General features: G+C 70.5%; 21 protein-coding genes and 1 pseudogene. 13 read left to right on the forward strand and 9 right to left on the reverse strand.

The window, feature by feature from the left end:
• Nucleotides 1–40: 40 nt before the first annotated feature.
• Entirely contained in the window at nt 41–664 is a 624-nt protein-coding gene (locus RBS60_RS10265; protein ID WP_307957461.1) for a DUF4395 domain-containing protein, read from the forward strand.
• Between the two features lie 84 nt (nt 665–748).
• Here RBS60_RS10265 and RBS60_RS10270 read toward each other — a convergent pair whose 3' ends face one another.
• Nucleotides 749–1,819, reverse strand: coding sequence for an ADP-ribosylglycohydrolase family protein (locus RBS60_RS10270; RefSeq protein WP_307957462.1), 1,071 nt, complete (start codon nt 1,817–1,819; stop codon nt 749–751).
• Between the two features lie 162 nt (nt 1,820–1,981).
• Between RBS60_RS10270 and RBS60_RS10275 the strand changes: the two genes are divergently transcribed.
• The 6 genes and pseudogenes from RBS60_RS10275 to RBS60_RS19645 all read left to right on the forward strand — a co-directional run.
• Nucleotides 1,982–2,338: a DUF202 domain-containing protein gene (locus tag RBS60_RS10275; RefSeq protein WP_307957463.1), complete on the forward strand. Its 357-nt coding sequence runs from the start codon at nt 1,982–1,984 to the stop codon at nt 2,336–2,338.
• Complete coding sequence (locus tag RBS60_RS10280; protein WP_307957464.1) at nt 2,335–2,703, forward strand: DUF202 domain-containing protein; 369 nt, start codon at nt 2,335–2,337, stop codon at nt 2,701–2,703. The genes RBS60_RS10275 and RBS60_RS10280 overlap by 4 nt, the downstream gene beginning before the upstream one ends.
• A 77-nt stretch (nt 2,704–2,780) precedes the next feature.
• Nucleotides 2,781–3,776, forward strand: a complete 996-nt coding sequence (locus tag RBS60_RS10285; RefSeq protein ID WP_307957465.1) for an aquaporin — start codon at nt 2,781–2,783, stop codon at nt 3,774–3,776.
• A gap of 82 nt (nt 3,777–3,858) precedes the next feature.
• A complete protein-coding gene (locus RBS60_RS10290) occupies nt 3,859–5,019 on the forward strand; it encodes an exonuclease SbcCD subunit D (RefSeq protein ID WP_307957466.1) in 1,161 nt (386 codons plus the stop codon).
• Nucleotides 5,016–8,297 (forward strand): SMC family ATPase, encoded by a 3,282-nt coding sequence (locus tag RBS60_RS10295; protein WP_307957467.1) that lies wholly within the window; start codon nt 5,016–5,018, stop codon nt 8,295–8,297. Before RBS60_RS10290 ends, RBS60_RS10295 begins: the two co-directional genes overlap by 4 nt.
• 247 nt (nt 8,298–8,544) lie before the next feature.
• A pseudogene (locus RBS60_RS19645) lies at nt 8,545–9,378 on the forward strand (MFS transporter); the annotation flags it as partial.
• 246 nt (nt 9,379–9,624) lie between these two features.
• Here RBS60_RS19645 and RBS60_RS10300 read toward each other — a convergent pair.
• A complete protein-coding gene (locus tag RBS60_RS10300) occupies nt 9,625–10,338 on the reverse strand; it encodes a helix-turn-helix domain-containing protein (RefSeq protein WP_307957468.1) in 714 nt (237 codons plus the stop codon).
• A 376-nt stretch (nt 10,339–10,714) separates the two neighbouring features.
• On the opposite strand from RBS60_RS10300, the gene RBS60_RS10305 reads away from it, so the two are divergent.
• The 3 genes from RBS60_RS10305 (at nt 10,715) to RBS60_RS10315 (ending at nt 13,518) form a co-directional block, all read left to right on the forward strand.
• On the forward strand, nt 10,715–12,079 hold the full coding sequence (locus tag RBS60_RS10305) for an MFS transporter (protein WP_307957469.1): 1,365 nt from the start codon (nt 10,715–10,717) through the stop codon (nt 12,077–12,079).
• Nucleotides 12,080–12,270: 191 nt separating this feature from the next.
• On the forward strand, nt 12,271–12,678 hold the full coding sequence (locus RBS60_RS10310; protein ID WP_307957470.1) for a hypothetical protein: 408 nt from the start codon (nt 12,271–12,273) through the stop codon (nt 12,676–12,678).
• A 54-nt stretch (nt 12,679–12,732) separates the two neighbouring features.
• Entirely contained in the window at nt 12,733–13,518 is a 786-nt protein-coding gene (locus RBS60_RS10315; RefSeq protein WP_307957471.1) for an alpha/beta hydrolase, read from the forward strand.
• 51 nt (nt 13,519–13,569) lie between these two features.
• On the opposite strand, the gene RBS60_RS10320 is transcribed toward RBS60_RS10315, so the two are convergent.
• Genes RBS60_RS10320 through RBS60_RS10330 form a run of 3 tightly spaced genes read right to left on the reverse strand, consistent with a single transcriptional unit; the run spans nt 13,570 to nt 16,263 of the window.
• Nucleotides 13,570–14,622 (reverse strand): alpha/beta hydrolase, encoded by a 1,053-nt coding sequence (locus tag RBS60_RS10320; RefSeq protein WP_307957472.1) that lies wholly within the window; start codon nt 14,620–14,622, stop codon nt 13,570–13,572.
• 58 nt (nt 14,623–14,680) lie between these two features.
• A complete protein-coding gene (locus RBS60_RS10325; protein WP_307957473.1) occupies nt 14,681–15,643 on the reverse strand; it encodes a helix-turn-helix domain-containing protein in 963 nt (320 codons plus the stop codon).
• Nucleotides 15,640–16,263, reverse strand: coding sequence for a TetR/AcrR family transcriptional regulator (locus RBS60_RS10330; RefSeq protein WP_307957474.1), 624 nt, complete (start codon nt 16,261–16,263; stop codon nt 15,640–15,642). Before RBS60_RS10330 ends, RBS60_RS10325 begins: the two co-directional genes overlap by 4 nt.
• Nucleotides 16,264–16,367: 104 nt before the next feature.
• Between RBS60_RS10330 and RBS60_RS10335 the strand changes: the two genes are divergently transcribed.
• The 3 genes from RBS60_RS10335 (at nt 16,368) to RBS60_RS10345 (ending at nt 21,106) form a co-directional block, all read left to right on the forward strand.
• Entirely contained in the window at nt 16,368–18,398 is a 2,031-nt protein-coding gene (locus RBS60_RS10335; RefSeq protein ID WP_307957475.1) for a primary-amine oxidase, read from the forward strand.
• Between the two features lie 271 nt (nt 18,399–18,669).
• Nucleotides 18,670–20,193, forward strand: a complete 1,524-nt coding sequence (locus tag RBS60_RS10340; RefSeq protein WP_307957476.1) for an APC family permease — start codon at nt 18,670–18,672, stop codon at nt 20,191–20,193.
• Nucleotides 20,194–20,479: 286 nt separating this feature from the next.
• Nucleotides 20,480–21,106: a DUF1992 domain-containing protein gene (locus RBS60_RS10345; RefSeq protein WP_307957477.1), complete on the forward strand. Its 627-nt coding sequence runs from the start codon at nt 20,480–20,482 to the stop codon at nt 21,104–21,106.
• Nucleotides 21,107–21,231: 125 nt separating this feature from the next.
• Here the strand turns inward: RBS60_RS10345 and RBS60_RS10350 are convergent, their stop codons facing one another.
• Genes RBS60_RS10350 through hpaE form a run of 4 tightly spaced genes read right to left on the reverse strand, consistent with a single transcriptional unit; the run spans nt 21,232 to nt 25,623 of the window.
• Nucleotides 21,232–22,083: an HpcH/HpaI aldolase/citrate lyase family protein gene (locus RBS60_RS10350; protein WP_307957478.1), complete on the reverse strand. Its 852-nt coding sequence runs from the start codon at nt 22,081–22,083 to the stop codon at nt 21,232–21,234.
• Nucleotides 22,068–22,868, reverse strand: coding sequence for a fumarylacetoacetate hydrolase family protein (locus RBS60_RS10355; RefSeq protein WP_307957479.1), 801 nt, complete (start codon nt 22,866–22,868; stop codon nt 22,068–22,070). The genes RBS60_RS10350 and RBS60_RS10355 overlap by 16 nt, the downstream gene beginning before the upstream one ends.
• Before the next feature lie 4 nt (nt 22,869–22,872).
• Nucleotides 22,873–24,039, reverse strand: coding sequence for a 3,4-dihydroxyphenylacetate 2,3-dioxygenase (hpaD, locus tag RBS60_RS10360; protein ID WP_307957480.1), 1,167 nt, complete (start codon nt 24,037–24,039; stop codon nt 22,873–22,875).
• A 45-nt stretch (nt 24,040–24,084) separates the two neighbouring features.
• Entirely contained in the window at nt 24,085–25,623 is a 1,539-nt protein-coding gene (gene hpaE, locus RBS60_RS10365; RefSeq protein WP_307957481.1) for a 5-carboxymethyl-2-hydroxymuconate semialdehyde dehydrogenase, read from the reverse strand.
• Between the last annotated feature and the right edge of the window lie 5 nt (nt 25,624–25,628).

Raw genomic sequence — 25,628 nt, forward strand, 5'->3', positions numbered from 1 at the left:
ATCCTTCGGCTCCGGGCCCTCGCGTCCCTACCATGGCTGAATGGTTCCCCCCACTGCAAGCGACAGCTCCGTGGACACGTCATCCCGCGTTGAGGCCCTGTTCTCCGGCCCGCCTGCGGTCGAGATCGAGCCGATCGACGCCGCGCGTGGCAGTTTCCTCGCACGGGCGTTCGCCTTCCCCAATCCCGTGAACGAGTTTGCGGCACGCTCGACGGCGGGAATCGTCGTCGTGCTCAGCTGCATGGTCCTCGCGCTTGGGCTCGCCACGGGTGCCGGATGGGGCCTCTGGGTGATCGCGGCGGGGTTCTGGCTCCGCGTGGCCGGCGGACCGCGCTATTCGCCGGTGGGCCGTCTGGCCGTTCATGTCATTGCGCCGCGCCTAGGGAAGGCGCGCCTTGTCGCCGGTCCGCCCAAGCGCTTCGCGCAGGGCATCGGCGCCTTCGTCTCGACGGCCGCCGTCGTCCTCTACGTGCTCGGCCTGGCTCCGGCGGCGTGGGCCGCGCTCGCGGTGCTCATCGTCGCGGCCTCGCTTGAAGCCTTCGCCGGCTTCTGCCTCGGGTGCTGGATCTTCGGAAGACTCCAGCTCGCGGGTCTGGTGCCGGCGTCGGTGTGCGAGGCGTGCAGCGACATCGCTCTGCGCAGCAAGGACCGCACGGCCCGGTAGACCGGCCCGATGTGGAGCGTGCCGCTTCCAGCGCGTCCGCCTCGTCTCTGAGAGGGTGAGCGCCAGCACCGCGGGAGTCGCTCGTCAGGCTCCGGTGACCTCTGCGAAATGCACGGCGACGCCCTCGGCGGCGATCATCCCCGCGGTGCGGGTGATCCACTCGGTGGGGACTGCCTCGTAGCCCCACCCCGTGCCCAGCAGGGCACCCGCGATGGCCGCCGCGTCAGAACCATGGGCGGCGGCGAGCCGAATGCCCGCGGCGAACGCGTGCTGGCGTGGGTCGCCGGACGCGTGGGCGCTCTCTGCCGCGAGCACAGATGCGACGGCGCCTGCGAGTATCGCTGCGGCATCGGCACGGCCTTCGACTCGGGCGCCTGCTGTCCCTCCGGCGCTGCCGGGTGCATCACCTCCCACACTGCTGCCGGTCGACGCCGACCCCGCCTCGCCCGCCGCGTCGAGAGCGGCGAGCACGGCGTCATGGGGGGACCGCAGGGAGGCAATCTGGGCGTACGCCGAGCCGGCGGCAGTGCGGTAATCCGCACCGAGCGTCAGGAAATGCGTCATGCATGCGACGGCCGCGGCGGCCTGAAGTGCCACCGGCGCACTATGGGTGAGTGCCGCGCCGTCGAAGGCCATCTTTGCCACCGTGGCTGCAGGGACGTGGGCTATGAGGCCGAAAGCGGCGGCATGAGCGGCGGCGCCCGCGTCGTCGCAGTCCGAGCCACTCGGGCGACCGGGGAGGCCCATCTCGCCGCTGGCAAGCGACCCGAGCCAGACGGGCCGGACGGCGGCGGGGACCAGGACGCCGTCCTGTGCATCCAGCCACCGTGGCTGGGCCATCGGCGCGCTCGGAGAGAGGGGCACGCCCTGCGCGGCGACCCAGCGCAGCGAGGCCAGCCACACGCCGGCCGCCTCGTCGGCGTGCACGCCGTCGTTGGCCCACTCGATGACTTCGGCGAGGCCGTCCGCGGTGAACAGGGTGAGCTGGCCCGCGGCTCCGAGGGGCCGCAGGGCGGCATCCCCCGCGAGAGCCTCACCGGGCCCCCACACCTCTCCGGAGGCGTCGGCGGAGAGCCCTGCGATCGCTGCCGCCTCGGCGACGGCTGTGCCCACCAGGCAGCCCTGGATACGGGAGGCGGGCGTGGGCGACGTCATGTGCCACAATCTACCCGTTCAGCAGTCACTGCCCGCGGTCCCTGTCCGGTGAGTGCCGGGTCAGGGTCGGGGCGGTGTCGCGCCGATGGCGCCACTCGCCCGCACGATATCCTGCGTGGGCGGATGGCGCCGCCCCACCGCGAGAGGATCGAGGAGACGCGCATGCGGGAACCACAGTGGCGTAGGAGCGGAACGACTCCCGACTACCGTTTCTCGCTGGCCAATGAGCGTACTTTCCTTGCCTGGCTGCGGACGTCGCTCGCTCTGTTGGCAGGGGCCGTCGCGCTGGACCAGCTCACCCCGAACATCGCCCCGACGCTCGTGCGCGGGGTCCTCGCTGTCGCGCTTGCCGGCGTCGGGGCCACCTTGGCGGTCCTTGCCTATCGTCGCTGGGCCCACGCCGAGCAGGCCATGCGTCACGGGCGCGAACTGCCGTTCTCGCGGGTGATGCTCGGCATGACGGTCGTCGTCTTCCTCGCGGCGCTTGTCTTCGCCGTCCTCGTCGTCGTGCGGCCGTGACGGTCCCCCCAGCGCCGGGGGAGGGGCGCCCCGCCCGGGATCCTGGACTCCAGCCAGAGAGGACCTCGCTGGCGTGGCGGAGGACCGTCCTGTCCCTCCTGGTCCTCGATCTCCTCGTCTTCAGGGCGTGGCTCCTCGCCATCGAGGGCCGCGGCGCGCACGGACCGGGCATCGTCGCCGTGCTGGGAGTGTGTGCCGCGGCTGCCGTGCTCGCCACCGCCGCCCTCGCCACGTGCGCGCGCGTGAGGGCACGTGAGCTTCGTCACGGCACGACTGCGCCGCCCGCCGTCGTCATGCGCGTTGCCACCGCCTCGTTCGCCCTGCTCGGACTCGCGACGATCGCCGTCGTCGTGCTCGGACGATAGTCTTCTCACGGACCGGCGCGCCCCGCGGGCTCGCAGGCGCTCCGTTGTGACCAACCAACGAAAAAAGGACTCGCGCTATGACCGCAGATGTGGCCGCTCCCGCGGCCGTGAAGACTCCTGCCCCCTTTGGCATGATCGCCAAGCTCGTCGCTGAGGCCTTCGGCACCTTCCTGCTCACTTTCGGTGGCCTGGGCGTGGCGCTGTTCAGCAACCCCTCGGCCGCGCCGATCCCCACGGCCTTCGCCGTCGGCCTGAGCATTGCAGTGGGCATCGCCGCCGTGGGCCACATTTCGGGCGGCCACTTCAACCCGGCCGTGACCCTCGGGCTTGCCGTTGCGGGACGCACGAACTGGCGCCTTGTTCCGGCCTACATCGTCTCGCAGATCGTCGGGGGCCTCGTCGGCACCCTCCTGCTGTGGGTGACCGTGAGGACCCTGCCCAACCTGAGCAACGTCCAGACGATCTTCACGCAGCTCTCCAACGGCGTCGATGATCTCTCCCCGAGCAAGTTCCCGATGGCCGGCGGCCTCCTCGCCGAGATCGTCGCGACCGCCGTGTTCGTGGCGATCATCCTCTTCGTGACCAGCAAGCGCGCGGTCAAGGGCATGGCGCCGTGGGCCATCGGCCTCGGCCTCGCGATCCTCGTTCAGGCGATCTCGCCGATCACGAACGCTTCGCTCAACCCGGCCCGCTCGACCGCCACCGCGCTCTTCGCCGAGGGCAACTCGATCGGCCAGCTCTGGGTCTTCTGGGCCGCACCGCTCCTCGGCGCTGTCATCACGGGCCTCCTCTTCCGCGGCTTCGGCTCCTCGGACGAGCTGCACGGTGCGACTGCCGGCGGCATCGCCGACATCACGGCCGAGGCCACCCGTGACGACAGCGTGCGGGTCTCCGACGTCGAGGCCGCGGATGCCGCGGCCGAGGTCGCGGCTGAGACGCCCGCCGTCGTAGCGGAGACCGCGGACGACGACGCGCAGGCACCCTCGGGTGACGCGGCACCTGCCGCTGGCACCGCCGCTACCGAGCGGACGGGCGACGACGAGGCGCGCGAGTTCTTCGACAAGAGCCACTGAGCCCAAGGCTCACGGCCGCACCATCGCGGCACGCGCCGGTGGCACCGCAGGAATGTCGGTGCCACCGGCTAGCGTCTGAACCATGAAGATCCTGCACACGTCGGACTGGCACCTCGGCCGGTCGTTCCATGGGGTCGGCATGCTCGCGGCCCAGACTGCTTGGCTCGACGGACTCGTGGAGTGCGTCGAGTCGGAGGGCGTGGGCGCGGTGCTCATTGCGGGCGATGTGTATGACAGGGCGCTTCCCGCCGTCGACGTGGTCGAACTCCTCGACCGGACGCTCGTGCGCCTCGCCGAAGCCGGCGCCCAGGTCATCATCACGAGCGGGAACCACGATTCGGCGGTGCGGCTCGGCTTCGCGTCCAAGCTCCTCGAACGCGGTGGAGTCCATCTGCGGACACGGATCGAGGACATCGCGAGTCCCGTCCTGCTGCCCATCGGGGACGCGCACGTCGCCGTGTACGGGCTCCCGTACCTCGAGCCCAGGCTCGTCGCCGAGGCGCTCGGTGCGAGCGGCGCGGGGCATATCCCCGTCACCGCAGCAGCTCTCGACCGCGCGCGGGAGGACCTCGCCCGCCGTCGATCCGAAGGCACCGTCCACGCGATTGTCATGGCCCATACGTTCGCCGGTGGAGGCGCGCCCAGCGAGAGCGAGCGGCTGCTGTCGGTCGGTGGACTCGACGTCGTTCCGCTGGCGCTGTTCGAGGGGTTCGACTACGCGGCGCTCGGCCATCTCCATGGGCGCCAGGAGCTCGCCCCGGGCATCCGCTACTCCGGCTCGCCGCTTGCCTATTCGTTCTCCGAGGCACGGCAGGCCAAGGGGGCCTGGATGCTCGACGTCGGGCCCGACGGAATCACGTCGATCAGCCCGATTGGCTGGCCCAGCAGGCACCGCCTCGCCGTCCTGCGCGGCACCCTCGAGGAACTCCTTTCGGATGGGGCACATTCCGACGCGGAGTCCGCCTATTGCCACATCACGCTCACCGATCCCGAGCGGCCCCAGCGCGCCATGGAGCGCCTCCGCGTGCGGTTCCCGCTCGCCGTCGCCCTCGCCTTCGATCCGCAGGGCGTCACGCGGAACGCAGTGGCGAACTACAGCGAGCGGGTCGCGTCGGCGCGGAGCGACCTGGACCTCTGCTGCGGCTTTCTCGACCACGTCCGAGGCCGTTCTGCAAACGAGACTGAACAGGCCGCTCTGGCCGAGGCGCTCGAGGCCGTGAGGCTCGCGGAGGTGTCCCGATGAGGCTGCACCGGCTGGAAATCAGCGCGTTCGGGCCGTTCGCCGGGAACGAGCGGATCGACTTCGACGCTCTCGCAGAGCATGGGCTGTTCCTGCTCAACGGACCGACAGGTGCCGGGAAGACCAGCATCCTCGACGCCGTGTGCTTCGCGCTGTACGGGAGCCTGCCAGGGGCCAGACAGGGGAGCAAGGCGCTCAAGAGCCACCACGCGGCCGCGGAAGCGGAACCATCGGTCCTCCTTGAGTTCACTGCCCAGGGGCGTCGCTTCGAGGTCAGGCGGAGCCCGGAATGGTCCCGGCCGAGCGCCCGCTCGTCGGCGGGCTGGGTTATTCAGAAGGCGTCGACCCACGTCCGCGAGTTCAGCGACGGGGAGTGGCGCCCGCTCACGTCCCGTAATGACGAGGCGGGCGCACTCCTGGGCGACGTCCTGGGAATGGCACGCGAGCAGTTCACGCGGGTGGTCCTGCTGCCGCAGGGGGAGTTCGCTTCCTTCCTGCGGGCGAAGGCCTCGGAGCGGGTGGACCTGCTCGAGAAGCTGTTCGGCACGCAGCGCTTCGCTGAGGTGGAGGCACAGCTCGGGGTCCTAGCCCAATCGGCCCGAGCAGCCGCCGAGATTGCGGAGCAGGCGGCCCTGGCCCACGTCATGAGGCTCGAGGCCGAGGTCGCGGCGCACGCCGGGCCGTCCGCCGGCGTACGGGGCTCCAGTCGTGAGGACTCAGATCACACCGGCTCTGATCACAGCGGGTCTGATCACATTGGGTCTCATGACATTGGGTCTGATCACATGGGGTCTGGTCACCCCGCGTCGGTCTCGGTCCCCGCGCTTGATCCAGATGCGCCGGTCGAACCGTCCCAGGTCAGGGCGCTGTTCGCGTGGGCGGACGAGGTGTTCGGGTGGCAGCACGAAGTCGCTGTCGAGGAACGCGAGACCGCCAACAAGACGGTGGCTGCCGCGCGCGCGGAGGCCGAGGCGCTCGAGCGAGCTCTCGAGGATACCGGTGAGCTTGAGCTCGCGCGGGCCCGTAAGGCTGCGTGGGAGGCGGGTGCGGAGGAGCATCTCGAACGGCACCGGCGACTTGCAGGCCATCGGGCGGCCAGCAGCCTGCGCGCGGCCCTGACCGAGGCCGACCGGTCGTCGAAGGTGCTGGCAACGGCCACGGTTGGCGCGCTCGCAGCCCTCGAGGCCGCCGCCGCGGTGGGATGGACCCCAGAGCCGAGACTCGCGGCACCGCTCGGTGCAGCGGGGGAACCGGGAACTGGGCCGGGGACCGGCGACCTATGGGACCCCGGAACTGGGCGGGGGATCCAGAGTGACGAGGAACCCTTGATCCCCGCGGTCGAAGAGGCGCGGAGGGCAGCCTCGTCTGCCTCTGCTGATGCCGCGGTCTTGGCAGAGCGCGTCTCCGTCGAACGGGAGCTCACCGAGCTCGAGGCCAGGGTCGGCGCCGATCGTGCGCTCCTTGCCGCAGCCACGGCCCGTGCCACGGCCTTCGCCGAGTCCGCGGACGCGCTTGACGCCGAACTCGCCGCGCTCGAGGAGGAACGCGCGCGCCTTGAGCCGGCAGCGGCGGCGCTCGCTGTCTCGAGGTTCGAGGCGGAATCTGCCGAGGCAGTCGTTACGGCGGTCCAGGAGCACGCGCAGGCCCTGCGGACGGTGCATGAGGCCGAGATGCAGTACGACGGGCTCCGTGCCGCGGCCCTGAACGCGAGGCAGTCGTGGCTCGAACTTCGGGAACGCAGGCTCGAGCAGACCGCGGCAGAGCTTGCTGCGCACCTCGCCGAAGGCGCACCGTGCCCCGTCTGCGGCTCACCCGAACACCCAGCGCCCGCCGTCGGCGCCGAGAATCCGCTCCTCCTGGTCGATGCCGAACGGGCTGCGGCCAGCGAGTCGGAGGCCGCGGTGGAAGATGAGCGCCGAGCCCGTGACGCCGTGGCCTCTGCCCGGGCGCGCCTCGCCGGCGTGGACGCCCGCGGGGGAGCAACCGATCCCGACAAGGCCGTGCGCCTCCGTGAGGAGAAGCTCGCAGGGGTGCAGAGGGCGGTTGAGGCGCAGGCGCGACTGACGCTCATCACGGGACGTAGGGGCGGGCTGGTCCAACGGCGCGACACCGCGCTGGCCGGGCGGGACGAGGCATCCGCCCTGCGCATCCGAGCCGAGGAGTCCGCGCTCCGCGCGAGCGAGGAAGTCGAGCGCAGGCGCGCTGAGGTGGAAGTGCTCCGCGCCGGATTCGCGACTGTCGAGGCACGCCGGGTCGACGTCGCGGCGCGTGCACGAACGCTCGGCGCGCTTGCGGACTCCCTCATAGGACGCCGCAACGCGGAGGTCGCGAAGACTCGCGCCGCTGAGATTCTCAGCGCCGCGCTGGCGGAGACCGAGTTTCAGGATGAGGCTGCCGCGAGGTCCGCGCTCATGGACGCCGCAGACGCGGCACGAGCGGAGTCGCAGGCCTCGGATTACGACGCAGAGGGCCAACGGCTGAGCGGACTTTTCGGCTCGGCGGCCGTGCGCCGCGCCCTCGCCGCGGAGTCAGGGGGCGTCGTACCCTCCCGCGACGACCTCGCGAGGCTGCGCGCTTCTGAAGGGGAAGCAGAGCGCAGGCTCCGGGACGCCGATCTGGCAGCGACGGACGCCTCTGGAGCCCGGAAGCGGTGTCTCGCTCTGCGAGAGAGGTTCGAGGACTCGGTGCCGGCGCTCGAGAAGACCAAGGCGCGCTCCCACGCGCTGGGGGAGCTGGCTCGGACGGCCCGGGGACAGGGCGACAATGAGCGGCGCATGTCCCTCCACAGCTACGTCCTGGCCGCGCGCCTCGAGCAGGTCGCCACGGCCGCGACCGAGCGGCTGCTCGCCATGAGTGACGGCCGCTTCAGCCTTGAGCACTCCGACGCCCTCGCCGCGCGGGGTGCGGCCTCAGGACTCGGACTCGAGGTAGTGGACGGATGGACGGGCCAGAAGCGCGATCCGTCGACGCTCTCCGGCGGCGAGTCCTTCATGGCCTCGCTCGCCCTCGCGCTCGCCTTGGCCGATGTGGTCCAGCACGAGTCGGGGGGGATAGACATCGAGACCCTCTTCGTCGATGAGGGATTCGGCAGCCTCGACGAGCAGGCCCTCGAGCAGGTCATGGACGCGATCGAGGGCCTGCGGGCTGGCGGCCGGGTGGTGGGCCTTGTCAGCCATGTCCCGGAACTGAAGCAGCGCATCCCCGCCCAGATCCGCGTCAGCAAGGGGCGGGATGGGTCCCACGTTGAGTCGGTTGGGCTCGTGCCGGCGGTCCCGGCCTGAGGTCCCCTGCGGTCGGCCGGCCCCACCGTCCGGCAGGCGCCCTGCGAGCGGCACACGGTCGAAGCAGGCCAGACGTTAGGATATGAGAGCTACCGGGTCCAGCACGGCGGGTGGCAGGGACGCCGTGCGTGTCGTTGAGGTGTCCGTGGCCGTCCGCGTCTCCTTGCTGTCCCGCTACGCCGTGCTGCCTCGGCTCGCCGGAACCAGCTTCATTCCCCTTGCGCTCATGGCACGCCTTCCGCTGGCCATGCTCACCCTCGGCACTCTGACCCTCGTGTCGGTTGCCTCCAGCTCGTATGCGCTCGGCGGCCTCGCCGCTGGCGGCGTCGGCGTCGGTGCTGCGATCGGCGCCCCGGTCCTCGGGTGGATCGCCGACCGCACGGGGCAGCGCCGCGTGGTCCTCATTGCCGGCCTCGTCGATGCGGCCGCGATGGCGGCCATCGTCGCCGCATGCTACCCGCCCGGAGGGCTCCATGAGCCGCATGCGGGCACGGTGCTCCCGGCGGCTCTTGCGGCCGGTCTCACGAATCCCCAGGTGGGTCCACTCGCGCGGGCCAGATGGATGGCGCTCACCGAATCGCGGCCGCTCCGCGAGCTTGAGCGTGACGCCGCGTTCTCCTACGAGGGAACGGCGGACGAGCTGACGTTCGTCCTGGGCCCGGCGCTCGTCGGCGCACTGGCCGCCTTCGTCGCGCCGTGGCTGCCGCTCGTCGTCGCCGCACTAGTCTCGGCCGTCTTCGTCACGGCCTTTGCACTGCACTCCACCGCCGCGTCGGTTCGCCCCAAGCCGGGTCCGCGTGTACCACCTGCCGGGTCCCGACGGCCGGGAGCCTCGGCCGTCGTCCTCGTTCCGATAGGCGCAATGCTCGCCATGGGCGCCTACTTCGGCGGCACGCAGACCGCCCTCACGGCGTTCGCGGGCGGGCTGCGCTCGGCCGAGGCCGCCGGACTCCTCTATTCCGCGCTGGGCCTGACCTCCGCGGTGGCGGCGCTCAGTGTCGCGGCGTGGCCATCCCGCTTCGTGCTCCCGGCTCGGTGGTCTGCCAGCGCCGCCCTCCTCTTGGGCGCCACGCTGCTTCTCTTCACGCCGCAGACCCTTGGCGCCATGACGCTCGTCATGCTGCTCGTTGGAATCCCCGGCCGAATCGGGCGGCCCGCAGTCTGCGTACACCGTTCCGATCACGGCGGCCGGGGTACTCCTCCTCCTGGGCGTCGTCGTGATGGTCCTGCGCCGCGGACGAGGCTGACCTGTCGGGAGGCCCGCGCTTGGCTCCGGCGCATGGTTGGGGCGCTCAGCCGGCGGCCCCCGCCAGGATCCCGCGGCCGCTCAGCCGACGGCGCTGGCTATCCGCGTCGCCGCGGCCCGGAGTGCTGCCCCGATGGGGGCGCTGTCGACGGCGTCGGCACTGAGGTAGACGACGGCCAGCGCGGCCGGCCGGTGGTGGGGCAGCAGGAGCGGGACCGCGACCGAGGCCGTCCCCGGGATCACTTCGTCATGGCTCAGCGCGTACCCGCGCACGCGCGACTCGTCGGCCTCGCGCCGGTAAGGCACCCCCGGCACACGCTGTTCCCACTCCGTGCGGCCGAGCGCCGACTGGATCGCGATGCCGGGTCCGCCCCGGTCGAGGGGGTGGCGGGTCCCCGGGTGCTGGGCGAGGGTGGCCCCGTTGTGCTGGGGCTCCACCGTGGCGAGGGTGATGCAGTCCGTGCGGTCCCACAGCGCCACGAACGAGGTCATGCGCAGCTCTGCGGCGAGCCGCCCGAGCTCGGGGAGTGCGGCGGCCTGGAGGTCCCGGGACACCGATCGGGCCAAGACGGCGAGCCCTGCACCTGGCTGCAGTCGACCCGAGTCGTCGCGCGTCACGAGGGCGTGGTCCTCGAGCGTGCGTACAATCCGATAGGCGATCGAGCGGTGCACGTCCAGCTGGGCCGAGAGCTCCGCGATCGTCAGGGGAGTCCGGGCCTCGGCGAGGATCTCGAGGGCGCGGATGCCGCGCGAGAGGGTCTGGGAGTGCGGGCCGGTCTCGGCGGTGCGGGGCATGGGTACGTCCTCACGAAGGTCTGGCCCGACTGGAGCGCCATGCGTTCTATATCGGCACACCCAGTTCAAATATCGAACAGTGGTTCCAAGTATCGGGCAGGCATGCCGGCGGTGCAAGCAGCCCCGGTTCGGGGGCCGTCGTGCCCCCTAAGCCCGCGAGCCATTCGGCGCACCGACCGCACCGCTCGCCGCACACCTCGGCCGAGGGGAATGCTACCGGTGTGCCCCATCTCACATCTCGTGTATCCTGCTCTTTATTGACCGACCAATCGGTAAGTAAATCGGTAAAGCAATTGCCGAGAGGCGGCTGCCTCGAGGCAGGTCGAGTCAATGCCTTTTGGCCCCCGTGCCCCGCACCCTAAACCACGGAGTTCGAATGACCCAGGCAGTCAACGCTGGCCGACCCTCTTCCGCGATGTCGCGTGAGGAGCGTCGGGTTCTGGCCGGCACTCTCGTCGGCACCACGATCGAGTGGTACGACTTCTTCATCTATGCCCAGGCGGCCGGCGTCGTGCTCGGCCCGCTCTTCCTCGCCCCCGTCGCCAAGGAGAACCCGGGCCTGTCCCAGGTGATCGCCTTCGCGACGATCGGCATCTCGTTCCTCTTCCGCCCCCTCGGGGCGATCGTGGCCGGCCACCTAGGCGACCGCCTGGGCCGCAAGCAGATGCTCGTGTTCACGCTCATCATGATGGGCCTCTCCACGTCCCTCATCGGCGTGCTGCCCACCTACGCGCAGGTCGGGGCCCTGGCGCCGGTCCTGCTGATCCTGCTCCGTGTGCTGCAGGGCTTCTCAGCCGGTGGCGAGTGGGGCGGAGCAGCGCTCATGTCCGTCGAGCACGCGCCGAAGGGCCGCCGCGGCTACTTCGGCGCCTATCCGCAGATCGGCGTTCCGATCGGCATGATCCTCGCCACCTTCACACTCTGGCTGCTGACCACCGTAATGGGCCCGGCCTTCGCCCAGTGGGGCTGGCGCCTGCCCTTCCTGTTCTCGATCGTGCTGATCGTGGTCGGCTACATGATCCGCCGCGCGGTGGAGGAGAGCCCGGTCTTCCTGGCACTCCAGGAGCGCCGCAAGGAGTCCTCGGCCCCCCTCGGGCAGCTGTTCCGGTACAACTGGAAGGAAGTCATCCTCACCGCGGTCATCTTCATCGCGAACAACGCGGCCGGCTACCTGCTCATCGCCTACTTCGCCACCTACGCGGTCAAGGTGCTCAAGATGGACCAGCCCACGGTCCTGCTCGCCACGACGCTGGCCTCCTTCGGCTGGCTCGTCTTCACGCTCTGGGGCGGGCTGATCTCCGACAGGCTGGGCCGGATCCGCACGTTCCAGATCGGCTACGCGTTCCTCGCGCTGTGGGCGGTGCCGATGTGGTTCCTCATCGACACGAAGGACATCGTCTGGTACTTCGTGGCCATCTTCGTCATGACGATCGGCCTCGGCTTGTCCTACGGCCCGCAGTCGGCACTCTACGCCGAGATGTTCCCTGCCCGGGTGCGCTACTCGGGGGTCTCGATCGGCTACGCCCTCGGCGCGATCCTCGGCGGCGCGTTCGCCCCGATGATCGCTGAGATGCTCATGAACCAGTTCAAGATGTCCTGGACGATCGGCGTCTACATCGCGATTGCCGCCGTCATCTCCCTCATCGCCGTCTCGCTCGTGAAGGAGACCAAGGGGGTCGACCTCCACGTGGAAGAGGCCCACGCCGACTACGTCCGCGAACACCCCGATGCCGTGCACTGAGCCAGCAGGGGCCGCCCTCACCTGATCGGGCGCACGACGGCGGGCCGTCCCTCCCGGGGTGGCCCGCCGTTGCGCTGTGGCCGCCGCGCTGCCTGCGAGGCTGGGGCGGACTCCGGGTCTGTGCGCGCGTCGTCAACCGCCGTGCGCGTGGACCGCGGCGCCCGTCCACGGACCTGCGGGACAGTGGTGGCATGGAGCACAGGATGTCAGGGCGCTGGGCCGCCGTCGCAGCAACCGCAGGCGGAGCCGCCCATCTGGCCATGGTCCCCGCAGGCGGCTGGATGGCCATCCTCGCGGGCGCGATGGCCGCCGCGTGCACGCCCTGTGCCTGGCACTTGTGGCGCGGACCCAGCCTGCGCGCGGGCCATGCAGTCATCGCCATGTCGGTGGCCATGGCGCTCGTCCACGCGGTACTCGCGTTCGGCGGGGCCCACGGCGGAGGGCACGCCCACGGCGCCCAAGCCGCGCTCTCCGGGGGCCCAGGGGACGGCCATGCGACGACCATGCTGGCGGTCATCGCGGTCGAGCTCCTCACCGCCTTCGCCGCCGCGGCATGGGTGCGCCGACAGCGGCTGACGCGCGGCGCCGTCGTGCGCTGAGCGATCCGTCACAGCGAGCGCCGTTCCGCGGCAGCACGGCGGTAGGGTGTGCCGGTGAGTACGACCCAGAACCCCGCCGACGGTACCGAGATCTCGTACGACGCCGCGGGGAGCGGCCCCGCCGTCGTCCTCCTCCACGGATCAGCGCTCTCAAGGGCAATCTGGCGCGGGCTCGGCTATGTCAGGGCGCTCGACGGCTTCACGGTGGTGCGCATCGATCTGCGCGGCCACGGCCGCAGCGGCAAGCCCGACCACGCGGCCGCGTACCGCATGCCGCGGCACACCGGCGATGTCCTTGCCGTCCTCGACGCCGAGGGGATCCCCCGGGCCCACGTGGTGGGCTACTCGCTCGGCTCGCGCGTCGCCTTCTCGCTCGCAGCCACCGCACCCGATCGCACCACCTCCCTGACCGCACTCGGAGGCACCTTCAGGCCGCAGCGCGGCGAGGTGGCCAAGGTCTTCTTCCCGGGGTACCTCGAGGCGCTCGAGTCCGGCCGGATCGAGGCCTTCGTGGAGGGGCTCGATGCCGCAGGAAAGCGGTTGGACCCAGCCACCCGCCAGGCGTTCCTCGCCAACGACCCCGCCGCGCTCGCCGCGTGCTTCGCCGGCACCGAGGACGACCCGGGGCTGCCCGAAGCCGTCGTCGCCCAGCTGGCGCTGCCCGCCCTCCTCATGGCAGGCACGCGCGACCCGCAGCGGCTCGAGGATTCGCGGCGGGCTGCGCAGCTGATGCCGAATGCTCGTTTTATCGAGCTGCCCGGGCGCACCCACGCCGGCACCCTCGCGCCGGCGGGGCCGATCCTCGACGAGCTGGTGCCGTTCCTGCGGGCGGCGTCGTAGGCGGACCCGCGGGGTCCTCAGGACGGCTTGGCTCCGCGCGGGCCGCCGCGCCTACAGCCCGTCGACGCGCTCTGCCCAGGCGTCCGGGCCCCCGAGGCGCAGCGCGCCCGCCGTCCACGCGGCCATGCGGGCGTAGGCGCGGCGCCGGATGGGTGCGGGCGAGAGGAAGATGTCATGCATCGCGCCGGGCACCCGCACGATAGTGACGTTCTCGCCCAGTGAGAGCGCGCGGTGGGCCACCCTGTCGACGTTGATCGCCACGTCGGCCGACGCCGCGTCGTCGCGCCACTGCGGGGACAGGTAGCTTTTGTCCGAGAGGAGCACCAGCACCGGGAGCTCGAGCCTGAGCCCTTGGGCCACCTGGTCCTGGCCGACGAAGACCGCAGCGAGGAATGCGGGAGGGAGCTGGAAGGCCTTCGCCGGCCGCCAGAGCGCGTTGTACGTCCATTCGCCGCCGAGCTCTGCCGAGGTGGTCCGCGCGTAGTTGCCCGAATCGATGCCCGGCAGCGCACGGTGGGGCAGGAGCCTCGCATGGGCCTCAAGAAGGGGGGCCATGGCGCGGCGGGCGATCTCGGATGCCTGGAATTCGAGCCACGGGCTGTTGAGGACAACGGCGTCGACCGACTCGGGGTGCCGCGCGGTCCAGAGGCTCAGGATGAGCCCTCCCGTCGAGTGGCCGAGCAGGAGCAGCCGACGCCGCGGCGCGCGCGAGGAGGCCGCGTCGTCGTGCGTCGGTTGTCCCATGGCCGTCAGGGCGGAGGCAATGTCGGCATCGAAGTCGGTCAGGCTCGAGGCGTCGCCGGGTACCTTGCCGGGGCGGAGGCTCCGACCGAAGCCATGCAGGTCCAGGGCATAGAAGCGCGCCCCGGCACGGTGCCAGAACTCGGCAAGCGGGCGCTGGAAGAAGTAGTCGCTCCATCCGTGCACGTACAGCACGTCCGTGCCGATGGCCGGCTTGCGCCACCACCGTCTCGACGTCCCCCGGTACCGCACGAGGGTGGCGGGCTCGCCGTCGTGGCCCCCGAGCGTCAGCTGCTCGAAGCCGTCTCCGAGGCCGTCCGGAACCCAGTCCCGCGCCTGGTCCCCCGTGCGGATCCGTGCCATGGAGTCGATGCTAGCTGCGGGCGGGGCCGCGCGGGAAAGGTTCAGGCTCCAGAGCCGATCACCCTCCCGCCGCCCGGTAGGACGTCGGAGGAAGTCCGTAGGCGGCCCGGAAGATCCGGGAGAAGTGTGCCGAGTCGGTGAATCCCCACCGGGCGGCGATCGCAGTGACCGGCCGGTCGGCCAGCACCGGGTCGCGGAGGTCGCGCCGGCAGCGCTCGAGCCGGCGCTCGCGGATGGACGCCGAGACGGTGGTCCCGAGCTCCCGGAAGAGGTCGTGGAGGTGGCGGGTCGAGATGAAGTGTGCCGCCGCGATGGAGCCGGGGGAGAGGGCCTGATCGGGCAGGTGGACCTCGATGTAGTCGTGGATCCGCGCGAGCAGCATCTGGTGCGGATCGCGGGAGGCGGCCGAGCGGAGGTCGAGCTCTCCGTTGAACAGCGTCGTGACGAGGTCGAGCGCGTTGTTGATGAGCCGTGAACCGTTGGGGCCGGCCACGGCGGCCAGATTCTCCGACAGCCGCACGAGGAAGGGAGCCACGAGCGCCCCGAGGCCGTCGGAGCCGCTCATGGACGTGGCCGTGATCTGGGCCATGGCGTCCGGAGGGAGGTCGAGGGCCGCGTGGGGGAACATGAGCACGAGCGAGCGGAAGTCGCCGTCGAACGCGAGCGTGTACGGCCGGTCCGTGGAGTAGACGGCGAGGTTGCCGGGCGTGAGGACCGCCTCGCGGCCGTCCTGCAGGAGGAGCCCCGTTCCCGCGAGCTGGATGCTCAGCTTGAAGTACTTGCGCTCCGACGCGGCGACGAGCTCGCTCGTGCGCAGCACCGTGTGACTGCTCGCCGCGACCTCGATCATGCTCAGGTCCCGCGAGGCCAGATGCCTGCCGCGCATGCTGCCCTCGAACCCCGACCGACGGTCGGCCTCGACGTGGAGCGGGACGAAGGAGGCCGAGACCGCGCGCCGCCACGAGTCGAAGTCGTGGGCGAGCGTGACCTCGAGGCCCTCGGCAGTCTGGATAGCGCTCATGCTGCCACCCCGGCCAGGAGGCCGTCGAGGAGGCAGTCCAGCTGGGCAACGAGCTGGCCCGTGCCGTGGTGGCCGGGGGAGAGCGTGGCCGTGATCTGGGCACCGAGCACGAGGTCCATGACGGCGCCGACCGCCGCGGTGAGTTCCGCCGCGGATCCCTGCCCGGCGGCGTCGTGCGCCTGCGACCCGGTGAAGCCCGCCTCGCGCAGGAGGCCGGCGAGGGCCGAGCGCCACTGGTCCATGGACCGCTCGTGCAGCGCGGCCTTCGCAGGATCGCGCAAAGCCTTGTTCCAGAAGGCGATGGCCACGCGAGCCTCGGCGAGGCGCTCCTCGTCGAGCGGCAGGATCTCGTGACAGTAGGCCCGCAGCGCGTCACGGCCGGACAGCCCGGCGGTGGCACCGTCCATGCGCCGGTTGGTCTGGGCGAAGACGTGCTCGAAGGCGAAGTCCAGCAGTCGGTCCTTCGAGTCGAAGTAGGGCTTGAGGGCGCCGTTCGCGAAGCCTGCCTCCGCCGCGATCTCGCGCATCGTCGCGGCGTCGATCCCGCGCTCCGCGATGACCCGCCACGTGGCGTCGACGAGCTCGAGTCGCCTCTGGTCGTGGTCGACGATCTTCGGCATCTGCCCTCCCACCTCTTTTTTCTACAACCGTTGTGATTCAGCTTACAGTTCGTTATTCTCTACGTCTATAGAAAAAACTCCTTCGCCTACCCCAGGAGATCGCCATGAGCACGGAGACCACCATCCACGACCACGCGTGCCACGAGGCTGAAGGCGTCGAGCCGGAGGCTCAGGCCGCGGGCCAGTATGCCCTCGCGACGGCCGCCGAGGTCTCGGCCGCGCGCGGCATCCTTGAGCGCGCCGGCCTGTGGCACGAGACAACGCGCATCGCGTATCTCGGCCTCGTCGACCCGCCCCGCGGCCGGGGAGGGGATCAGGAGGGCATCGACCGCCGCTTCCGCGCGTTCCTGCACGACGTCGCCGGTGCTGCGCCGCACGACGTCACCCTTTCGGTGACGCGCGGCGAGGTGGACTCGGACGTCGAGCTCGACACCGCGGTGTCGGGCGAGCTGCCCGTCCTCGAGGAGGAGTTCGAGGCCGTCGAGGAGATCCTCAACGCCGATCCGCGTTGGCTCGCCGCCCTCGAGGCACGCGGTCTCGCGGTCTCCACGGTACGGGTAGCGCCGCTCTCGGCCGGCGTCTTCGACTACCCCGAGGAGAAGGGCCGCCGGATCCTGCGCGGCCTCGCGTTCGTGCAGGAGCACGAGACCGACAGCCCGTGGGCACACCCCGTGGACGGCCTCGTCGCGTACGTCGACGTCGTGAACCGCAGCGTGGACCAGGTGCTCGACTTCGGCGTGGTCCCGGTCCCGGCCGAGCACGGCAACTTCACCGACCCCGAGCTGACCGGGCCGATCCGCACCACCCAGAAGCCCATCGAGATCATCCAGGCCGAGGGACCGAGCTTCACGGTCACGGGCGGCAACCACGTCGAGTGGGAGCGCTGGAGCCTCGACGTCGGCTTCGACGTGCGCGAGGGCCTCGTGCTGCACAACATCGCCTTCGACGATGCGTCCGCAGGACAGGGCGCAGGGCATAGCACAGGACAGGGCACAGGACAGCCGGGCGATCCCCGCCCCGCGCGCCGTCGTCGGATCCTGGACCGTGCCTCGATCGCGGAGATGGTCGTGCCGTACGGCGACCCGTCCCCGGTGCGGTCGTGGCAGAACTACTTCGACACCGGCGAGTACCTCGTGGGCCAGTTCGCCAACTCCCTCGAGCTGGGCTGCGACTGCCTCGGCGAGATCACCTACCTCAGCCCCGTGGTGAGCGACGCGTTCGGCAGGCCCCGGACCATCGCGAACGGCATCTGCATGCACGAGGAGGACTGGTCCATCCTGTCCAAGCACTCGGACCTGTGGAGCGGGGTCAACTATGTGCGGCGCAACCGCCGTCTCGTCATCAGCTTCTTCACCACGATCGGCAACTACGACTACGGCTTCTACTGGTACCTCTACCTCGACGGCACGATCGAGTTCGAGGCCAAGGCCACCGGCGTCGTGTTCACGAGCGCCCAGCCGTCCAAGGACTACCCGTACTCGTCCGAGATGGCGCCGGGGCTCGGTGCGCCGTTCCACCAGCACCTCTTCAGCGCACGCCTCGATTTCGCGCTCGACGGCGGCCCGAACCGCGTCGAGGAGGAGGACGCCGTGCGCGTGCCGATGGGCCCCGGGAACGAGCGCGGCAACGCGTTCACGCGCAAGCGCACCGTTCTGGCCCGCGAGTTGGAGGCCGCACGCGACGCCGAACCTGCGCTCGGCCGATCGTGGGTCGTCTCGAACCCGTCCTCCCTCAACCGGCTCGGCGAGCCGGTCGCGTACAAGATCCATTCCCAAGGTCAGCCGACCCTCCTTGCCGACCCCGCGTCGTCGGTCGCGGGCCGCGCCGCGTTCGCTACGAAGGCCCTCTGGGTCACCCAGTACGACGAGGCCGAGCGGTACCCGACGGGAGACTTCGTCAACCAGCACCCGGGCGGCGCGGGCCTGCCGGCCTATCAGGCGCAGGACCGCGACATCGACGGGACCGACCTCGTCGTGTGGCACACGTTCGGGCTCACGCACTTCCCGCGTCCCGAGGACTGGCCCATCATGCCCGTGGACCACGTGGGCTTCAAGGTCCGCCCCGAGGGCTTCTTCGACCGCAGTCCGGTCCTCGATGTTCCCGCGCCGGTATCCGGCGGCCACTGCCACATGTAGCCGGTTCGTGCTGCGGGCAGGCCCCGCCACGCGCACGACGGCGCGCGCTCGCCTCCCGCGGTGGGCGCGCGCCGTCGTCCTCCGGGTCCGGCGTGCGGCGCGCTGCGCCGCTCCAGCTCGCGTGGACAACAACCGTTCGCTGTGCGACAAGTCACACCGTGTGCTGCTGCAGCACGATGGTTCTGCGGCCACCGCACTGCTCCCGATGCACCCCCGGCGGCATCCGTTCCCCGGCCGCTCCCAGAACCCCCCCGACATACTTGGAGGAACCATGAGCACCTCGACAAGCGCGCAGCGCACGGCGAAGGAGGGAGCAGTGGCCCAGGCCGCCCCCCACGGGCGCCAGCGCCGCCTCGGCGTCGCGTCGGTGACCCTCATGATCATCGCGGCGTCCGCTCCCCTGACCGTCCTGGCCGGAGGCGTGACGACGACGTTCGCCGTGACCGGCCTGCTCGGCGTCCCGCTGTCCTACCTCGTGCTCGGCGCCATCCTCGCGGTCTTCGCCGTCGGGTACGCCGCCATGAGCCGCCACGTGACCAACGCCGGCGCGTTCTACGCCTACGCGGCGCAGGGCATCTCCCGTCCCGCCGGCGTGGGCGTCTCGCTCGTGGCGCTCATGGCCTACAACCTCATGCAGGTGGGCATCTACGGGCTCTTCGGCTTCACGGTCTCCTCGCTCCTTGCCGAACGCTTCGGCATCGACGTCCCGTGGTGGGCGGCGGTGCTCGTGTGCATCGCGGTGGTCGCGGTCCTCGGCGTCAATCGCGTGGACCTCTCGGCGAAGGTGCTCGGCATCCTCGTGGCACTCGAGTTCCTCGTGGTGATCGTGTATGACGTTGCCGCGTTCGCCGCCGCCCCCGAGGGCATCACCGCCGAGCCCCTGTCGCCGTCGAGCCTGTTCGTCCCGGGCGTCGGCGCCGTGCTCTCATTCGGCGTCGCGGCCTTCATGGGCTTCGAGTCCGCCGCGATCTACGGCGAAGAGGCCAAGGACCCCCACCGCACGATCCCGCGCGCCACCTACACCGCCGTGGGCATCATCGCGCTGTTCTACGCGGTCTCCTCGTGGGCCATGGCCGTGGGCGTGGGCCCCTCGCAGCTTGCCGACCAGGCTGGCCAGCAGGGCCCGGACCTCGTCTTCACCTTCCTCGGGTCCCACGTCGGCCAGATCGCCGCGGACATCGCCCAGGTGCTGTTCATCACGAGCCTCTTCGCCGCGCTGGTGAGCTTCCATAACGCCGTTGCACGCTACTTCTTCTCGCTTGGCCGCGAGCGTGTCCTGCCCGGCTGGCTCGAGGCCACGAGCCACCACGGCGCGCCCAAGGCCGGCTCGCTCGTGCAGACCGGCATCGCCGTCGTCGTGACTGTCGCGTTCGCCATCGCCGGGAACGGCTCCGACCTCGGCCCGCTGTACCCGGTGCTGACCATGTTCACGTGGCTCACGAACGCCGGCGCCATGGGCCTTGTGCTGCTCATGGCGATCGTCTCCGTTGCCGTGATCGGCTTCTTCCGCCGGCGCCGCATCGCCGGCGTCGGGATCTGGACGTCCACTGTGGCGCCAGGCCTCGGAGCCGTTGCGCTCGCCGTCGTGTTCGGTCTTATCGTGGCGAACTTCGACGTTCTGCTCGGCCTCACCGAGCCGAGCGTCCTCAGCTGGGTCCTTCCGGCGATCGTGGTAGTGCCAGGCGTCATCGGGATCGTCTGGGCGCTCCGGCTCCGTAGCACGCACCCAGCCCTGTACTCGCGCATCGGCCATGGCGAGGAGGGGAAGGCCCACCACCTCGGCGACGACGACTGACTCCTCGGCGCTGTCTGGTGGGCGCTCCCGACGTCGGAGCGCGACCCAGCTGCTGCCACGCCCGTGACTGCAATGCCCGTGACTGCCGTGCCGTCACGTCCTACCGTGGACGTGACGGTACGGTTCTGTGTGCTCCGCTTGCGTGACCGCCGCTTCCGCAGGTCGCTTCCGGCGTTGCGGGGTCACTTCGGCGGGGTGTGCGCGTGTTGCGTGGCCCCGTCGGTACCGTGGTGAGCCCCGCGGTTCTGGCCGCGCACGCGACGAGAGGAGCGATGGAGATGACGAGATGACGGACGGCACGGACAGCCGACGCGGGGAGGAACTCAGACGCAGGCTCGAGCACGCGGCCGAGCTGCGGGCAGGCGGGGTGGCGCAGGGTCCCGAGGAAGCCGAGGAGATCGCGCGGGAGGACGAGCTCAAGCGCAGGCGCCGTCAGGTCGACAGTGCCCGGCGAGCCGACTATCTCATCCGTGACGCGATGGCGCGCGGCGAGTTCGACCACCTCGAGTACGCCGGCAAGCCTATCCCGAACCTCGACAACGCCAATGATCCCGACTGGTGGATCAAGGGCCTCATCCAGCGCGAGCAGCTCACGGGACTCGGCCCCGAGGCCCTGGTCCTGAGGGTGGAGGACGAGCGGCTTGAGGCCACGCTCGACGCGCTCCACACCGAGGGCCAGGTCCGCGAGAGCCTCGAGGCGTTCAACCGGCGCGTCATCGAGGCGCGCCGCCAGCTCCTCGGCGGGCCGCCTGTCATCACGAAGACGCGCGACATCGAAGCCGAGGTGCGCGCCTGGCACGAGCGGCGCACGGTCGCGGCGGCAGCCCGCGCGGAAGAGGAGGCGCACGACGACGCCGCTCGCCCGCCGTCGTTCTGGCGGCGGCTGGTCGGCAGACGCCGCGAAGGTGGTTGACCTGCAGCGACCGCGGTGGGTGAGCGCAGCCCCGCGGTGGTTGAGCGCAGTCGAAACGACGAAGCGGAGCGGAAACCCGAGGGGTTTCTGCTCCGCTCCGCACTCGATCACCGCAGCAGGCGACCTCAGTAGCTGGCCGGCCGCTCGCCGTCGTCCTGTGCGGAAGACGCGCCCGGCGCCGCGAAACGCGAGGCCAGCTCCTCGCTCGAGCGGGCGAGGATCGCCACGTCCGCGCCCACGAGCACGAAGCGCGCGCCGCGGTCGATGTAGTGCCGCGCGCTCGACTCGACGAACGCGTTGACGCCGGCGGGTTTCCCGGCCTTCCGGGCGGCGTCGAGGCACCGTTCAACCGCGGCCCGCACCTCGGGGTGCTCCTGCTGGCCGAGGAGTCCCATGGACGCCGCGAGGTCGGACGGGCCGATGAAGATCCCGTCGATGCCGTCCACCGCCAGGATCTCCTCGACCTTGGTGACCGCCTCGGCGGTCTCGATCTGGACCGTGAGCGAGATCGTCTCGTCGGCGCGCGCGAGGTATTCCGGGATGCGGTTCCAGCGTGCGGCGCGGGCGAGGGCGGAGCCGACGCCGCGGACGCCGTGGGGCGGGTACCGCACGCCCGCGACGGCGGCACGGGCCTGCTCGGCGTCGTTGACCATGGGGATCAGGAGGTTCTGGGCCCCCAGATCGAGGTACTGCTTGATCAGCACCGTGTCGTTCCACGGCAGCCGGACCATGGGCAGCACCGGGTAGCCGTGCACCGCGTGCAGCTGGGCCAGGACCGACTCGAGCGAGTTCGGGCTGTGCTCGGCATCGATGAGGAGCCACTGCGCGCCGGAGCCGGCCATGATCTCGGCCACCAGCGGACTGCCCGAACAGACCCACAGGCCGATCTGCGCGCTGGGGCCCTCGGGGCCGGCGCCGGTCTGGGCCTGGGCGAGGGCGTGGCGGAACGTCTTCTCGGGCTCTAGACGAAACGGCATGTCACCGTCCCCAGGGGCCCGTAGTCGGCGTAGACCGTGTCGCCCTCGTAGACCCACATGGGCCGCGTGAACGAGCCGGCGAGGATCAGGTCCCCCGCGCGCAGGTCCTGCCCGTGCTGGGCGAGCTTGTCCGCGAGCCACGCCACGCCTGTGGCCGGGTGATTGAGGACGCCGGCCGCCACGCCGGTCTCGACGATCTCCTGGTTGCGGTACAGGAGGGAGGCAATCCAGCGGAGGTCGGTCTCGTGCGGTCGCACCGGGCGGCCGCCCACCACCATCGCCCCGAGCGCGGCGTTGTCCGAGATGGTGTCCACGATGGTGCGGCCCTCCATCTCGATCCTCGAGTCGAGGATCTCGAGCGCTGGCACCACGTAGTCGGTCGCGTCGAGCACGTCGAACACCGTGACAGCTGTTCCGTTCGGGCCACGGCCCGTGAGGTCCTTGCCGAGCTTGAACGCGAGCTCGACCTCGATGCGCGGATGCGTGTAGCGCTTCCACTCGACGACGGCGCCGTTCTCGAGGACCTGGTCGTCGAAGATGACGCCGTAGTCCGGCTCGGTGATGCCCGTGGCCGCCTGCATGGCCTTCGACGTGAGGCCGATCTTGCGCCCGGCCACCCGCCGTCCCGCGGCCTCGAGCCGGCTGGCCCAGAGCTTCTGGACCGCGTACGAGTCCTCGACGTCCATGCCCTCGTACCGGGTGTGGAGGAGCGGGACGGGCGTGCGCGTCCGCCCCGCCTCCACGAGCTCGTCGGCGATCGCCGCGATGGTCTCCTCGTTCAGCATCGGATCAGAGCTGGTTGCCGAGCTTGAAGCCCTTGGAGGCCTCGCCGTGGTACGAGCCGGACTCGTCGCCGGCACGGGTGTAGGAGAACCCGTCCGCGCCGATCGTCACGTCCAGCTCGGAGGACTCGGTGCGCTCGATGATGGGCTGGGGGTTGCCGTCGAGGTCGAGGACGAGGGAGGCCTCGGTGTACCAGGAGGGGACGACCGGGTTGCCCCACCAGTCGCGGCGCTGGTTGTCGTGGACGTCCCACGTGACCACGGGGTTGTCCGGGTCGCCGGTGTAGTAGTCCTGCGTGTAGATCTCCACGCGGTGCCCGTCCGGGTCGAGGATGTAGAGGTAGAACGCGTTCGAGACGCCGTGGCGGCCCGGGCCGCGCTCGATCCGGTCCGACATGCGCAGCGCGCCGAGCTTGTCGCAGATCGCGAGGATGTTGTGCTTCTCATGCGTCGCGAACGCGACGTGGTGCATGCGCGGGCCGTTGCCGCCCGTCATCGCGGTGTCGTGGACGGTCGGCTTGCGGCGCATCCACGCGGCGTAGACCGTGCCCTCCTCGTCCTGGATGTCCTCCGTGACGCGGAAGCCGAGGTCCTGCATGAACTTCGTGGCACGCGGGACGTCCGGGGTGACCTGGTTGAAGTGGTCGAGGCGGACGAGCGAGCCGGGCGTGTAGAGGTCGTAGCGCCACGCGAGCCGCTCGACGTGCTCGACGTCGTGGAAGAACTCGTAGGGGAAGCCCAGCGGATCCGTCACCCGTACCGAGTCGCCGATGCCCTTCGTGAAGCCGTCCTTGCGGCGCTCCACGCGGCAGCCGAGCTCGGTGTAGAACGCGACGGCCGCATCGAGGTCTTCCGGCGTGCGCACGCGGTACGAGAACGCGGCGACGGCGGCGACGGGGCCCTTCCGGAGCACGAGGTTGTGGTGGATGAACTCCTCGAGCGAACGCAGGTAGATCGCGCTCTCGTCCTCCTCCGTGACGGTGAGCCCGAGCACGTCGACGTAGAAGTCCCGCGAGCGCTTCAGGTCGGTGACCACGAGCTCCATGTACGCGCAGCGCAGGATGTCCGGGGCGGGCGCGGAGGGGGTGGGGATCGGGTTGCTGCAGGAGATCGGGGCCTCCTGCGACACGTAGAACCCCGAGGAAGTGAGGGTCATGTCTTCACGGTTGGTCATGGCAGCGTCCTTGCTTTCAGTGAGGTGAATGGTGGCTTGCGGGGATCAGCGGGGGTCCGGGTCGTCGATATCCGACTCGGTGTGAAGCTCCTGCTTGCCGAACGTCGGGTTGTGCACCTTGCCGAGGGTGATGTGCACGGCCTGCTGGTCGGTGTAGAAGTCGATCGAGCGGTAGCCGCCCTCGTGGCCCAGGCCCGAGGCCTTCACGCCGCCGAACGGCGTGCGCAGGTCGCGCACGTTGTTCGAGTTGAGCCAGACCATGCCGGCCTCGACGGACTGGGCGAAGTTGTGGGCCCGCTTGAGGTCGTTGGTCCACACGTAGGCGGCCAGGCCGTACCTCGTGTTGTTCGCGAGCTCGAGGGCCTCGGCGTCGTCGTCGAACGGCGTGATCGCCACGACCGGGCCGAAGATCTCCTCCTGGAAGATGCGCGCATCCGGCTTGACGTCCGCGAAGACGGTCGGCGCGACGAAGTTGCCGAACTCGAAGCCCTCGGGCTGGCCGCCGCCGGCGACGAGGCGTCCCTCGGTCTTGCCGAGCTCGACGTAGCCCATGACCTTCTCGAAGTGCTCGGGGTGGACGAGCGAACCGACCTCCGTGGTCGCCTCGTGCGGGTAGCCGACCTTGACGCGCTTGGCCTGCGCGGCGTAGCGCTCGACGAACTCGTCGTAGATGTCGCGGTGGACGAGGATACGGGAGCCCGCCGTGCAGCGCTCGCCGTTGAGGGAGAAGACGCCGAAGATCGTGGCATCGATGGCCGCGTCGAGGTCCGCGTCGGCGAAGACGATCGCGGGGCTCTTTCCGCCGAGCTCCATGGACAGGCCCTTGAGGTACGGGGCGGCGTTGCCGAAGATGGTCTGGCCCGTGCGGCTCTCGCCGGTGAAGGAGATGAGCGGCACGTCCGGGTGCTTCACGAGTGCGTCGCCCGCGTCCTCGCCGAGGCCGTTGACGAGGTTGAACACACCCTGCGGAAGGCCTGCCTCCTCGAAGATCCCGGCCCACAGTGAGGCGGAGAGCGGGGTGAACTCGGCAGGCTTGAGCACCACGGTATTGCCCGTGGCGAGGGCCGGTCCCAGCTTCCACGACTCGAGCATGAACGGTGTGTTCCACGGCGTGATGAGGCCCGCGACGCCGATCGGCTTGCGGTTGACGTAGTTGATCTGGCGGCCTGGGACCTTGAACGTGTCATCTGCCTGGGCGACGATCAGGTCCGCGAAGAAACGGAAGTTCTCGGCGGCGCGACGAGCCTGGCCCAGGGCCTGCGTGATGGGCAGGCCTGAGTCGAAGGACTCGAGCTCGGCGAGGCGCGCATCGCGGGACTCGACGATGTCGGCAATCCTGTGCAGGACCCGGGAGCGCTCGCGGGGGAGCATCTTCGGCCAGGGTCCCTCCTTGAAGGCGCGGGTCGCCGCGGCTACCGCGAGGTCGATGTCGGCCTTCTTGCCCGCTGCGGCCTTGACGTAGACCTCGTTCGAGACGGGCTCGAGGACATCGAAGGTGTCGCCGTCGACCGAGTCGACGAACTTGCCGTCGATGTAGTGCTGGATGCTCGTCGGGAGATTCTCCGGGACGAATTTGCTGCTCACGTGTC

The sequence above is a fragment of the Sinomonas sp. ASV486 genome, assembly GCF_030908215.1.
GTDB lineage: Bacteria > Actinomycetota > Actinomycetes > Actinomycetales > Micrococcaceae > Sinomonas > Sinomonas puerhi.

What these genes read in the sequence shown, in the direction of transcription:
- RBS60_RS10265 (WP_307957461.1), top strand. Translation starts at nt 41, where the DNA reads ATGGTTCCCCCCACTGCAAGCGACAGCTCCGTGGACACGTCATCCCGC.
- RBS60_RS10270 (WP_307957462.1), bottom strand. Translation starts at nt 1,819, where the DNA reads ATGACGTCGCCCACGCCCGCCTCCCGTATCCAGGGCTGCCTGGTGGGC.
- RBS60_RS10275 (WP_307957463.1), top strand. Translation starts at nt 1,982, where the DNA reads ATGCGGGAACCACAGTGGCGTAGGAGCGGAACGACTCCCGACTACCGT.
- RBS60_RS10285 (WP_307957465.1), top strand. Translation starts at nt 2,781, where the DNA reads ATGACCGCAGATGTGGCCGCTCCCGCGGCCGTGAAGACTCCTGCCCCC.
- RBS60_RS10290 (WP_307957466.1), top strand. Translation starts at nt 3,859, where the DNA reads ATGAAGATCCTGCACACGTCGGACTGGCACCTCGGCCGGTCGTTCCAT.
- RBS60_RS10295 (WP_307957467.1), top strand. Translation starts at nt 5,016, where the DNA reads ATGAGGCTGCACCGGCTGGAAATCAGCGCGTTCGGGCCGTTCGCCGGG.
- RBS60_RS10300 (WP_307957468.1), bottom strand. Translation starts at nt 10,338, where the DNA reads ATGCCCCGCACCGCCGAGACCGGCCCGCACTCCCAGACCCTCTCGCGC.
- RBS60_RS10305 (WP_307957469.1), top strand. Translation starts at nt 10,715, where the DNA reads ATGACCCAGGCAGTCAACGCTGGCCGACCCTCTTCCGCGATGTCGCGT.
- RBS60_RS10310 (WP_307957470.1), top strand. Translation starts at nt 12,271, where the DNA reads ATGGAGCACAGGATGTCAGGGCGCTGGGCCGCCGTCGCAGCAACCGCA.
- RBS60_RS10320 (WP_307957472.1), bottom strand. Translation starts at nt 14,622, where the DNA reads ATGGCACGGATCCGCACGGGGGACCAGGCGCGGGACTGGGTTCCGGAC.
- RBS60_RS10325 (WP_307957473.1), bottom strand. Translation starts at nt 15,643, where the DNA reads ATGAGCGCTATCCAGACTGCCGAGGGCCTCGAGGTCACGCTCGCCCAC.
- RBS60_RS10330 (WP_307957474.1), bottom strand. Translation starts at nt 16,263, where the DNA reads ATGCCGAAGATCGTCGACCACGACCAGAGGCGACTCGAGCTCGTCGAC.
- RBS60_RS10335 (WP_307957475.1), top strand. Translation starts at nt 16,368, where the DNA reads ATGAGCACGGAGACCACCATCCACGACCACGCGTGCCACGAGGCTGAA.
- RBS60_RS10340 (WP_307957476.1), top strand. Translation starts at nt 18,670, where the DNA reads ATGAGCACCTCGACAAGCGCGCAGCGCACGGCGAAGGAGGGAGCAGTG.
- RBS60_RS10345 (WP_307957477.1), top strand. Translation starts at nt 20,480, where the DNA reads ATGACGGACGGCACGGACAGCCGACGCGGGGAGGAACTCAGACGCAGG.
- RBS60_RS10350 (WP_307957478.1), bottom strand. Translation starts at nt 22,083, where the DNA reads ATGCCGTTTCGTCTAGAGCCCGAGAAGACGTTCCGCCACGCCCTCGCC.
- RBS60_RS10355 (WP_307957479.1), bottom strand. Translation starts at nt 22,868, where the DNA reads ATGCTGAACGAGGAGACCATCGCGGCGATCGCCGACGAGCTCGTGGAG.
- hpaD (WP_307957480.1), bottom strand. Translation starts at nt 24,039, where the DNA reads ATGACCAACCGTGAAGACATGACCCTCACTTCCTCGGGGTTCTACGTG.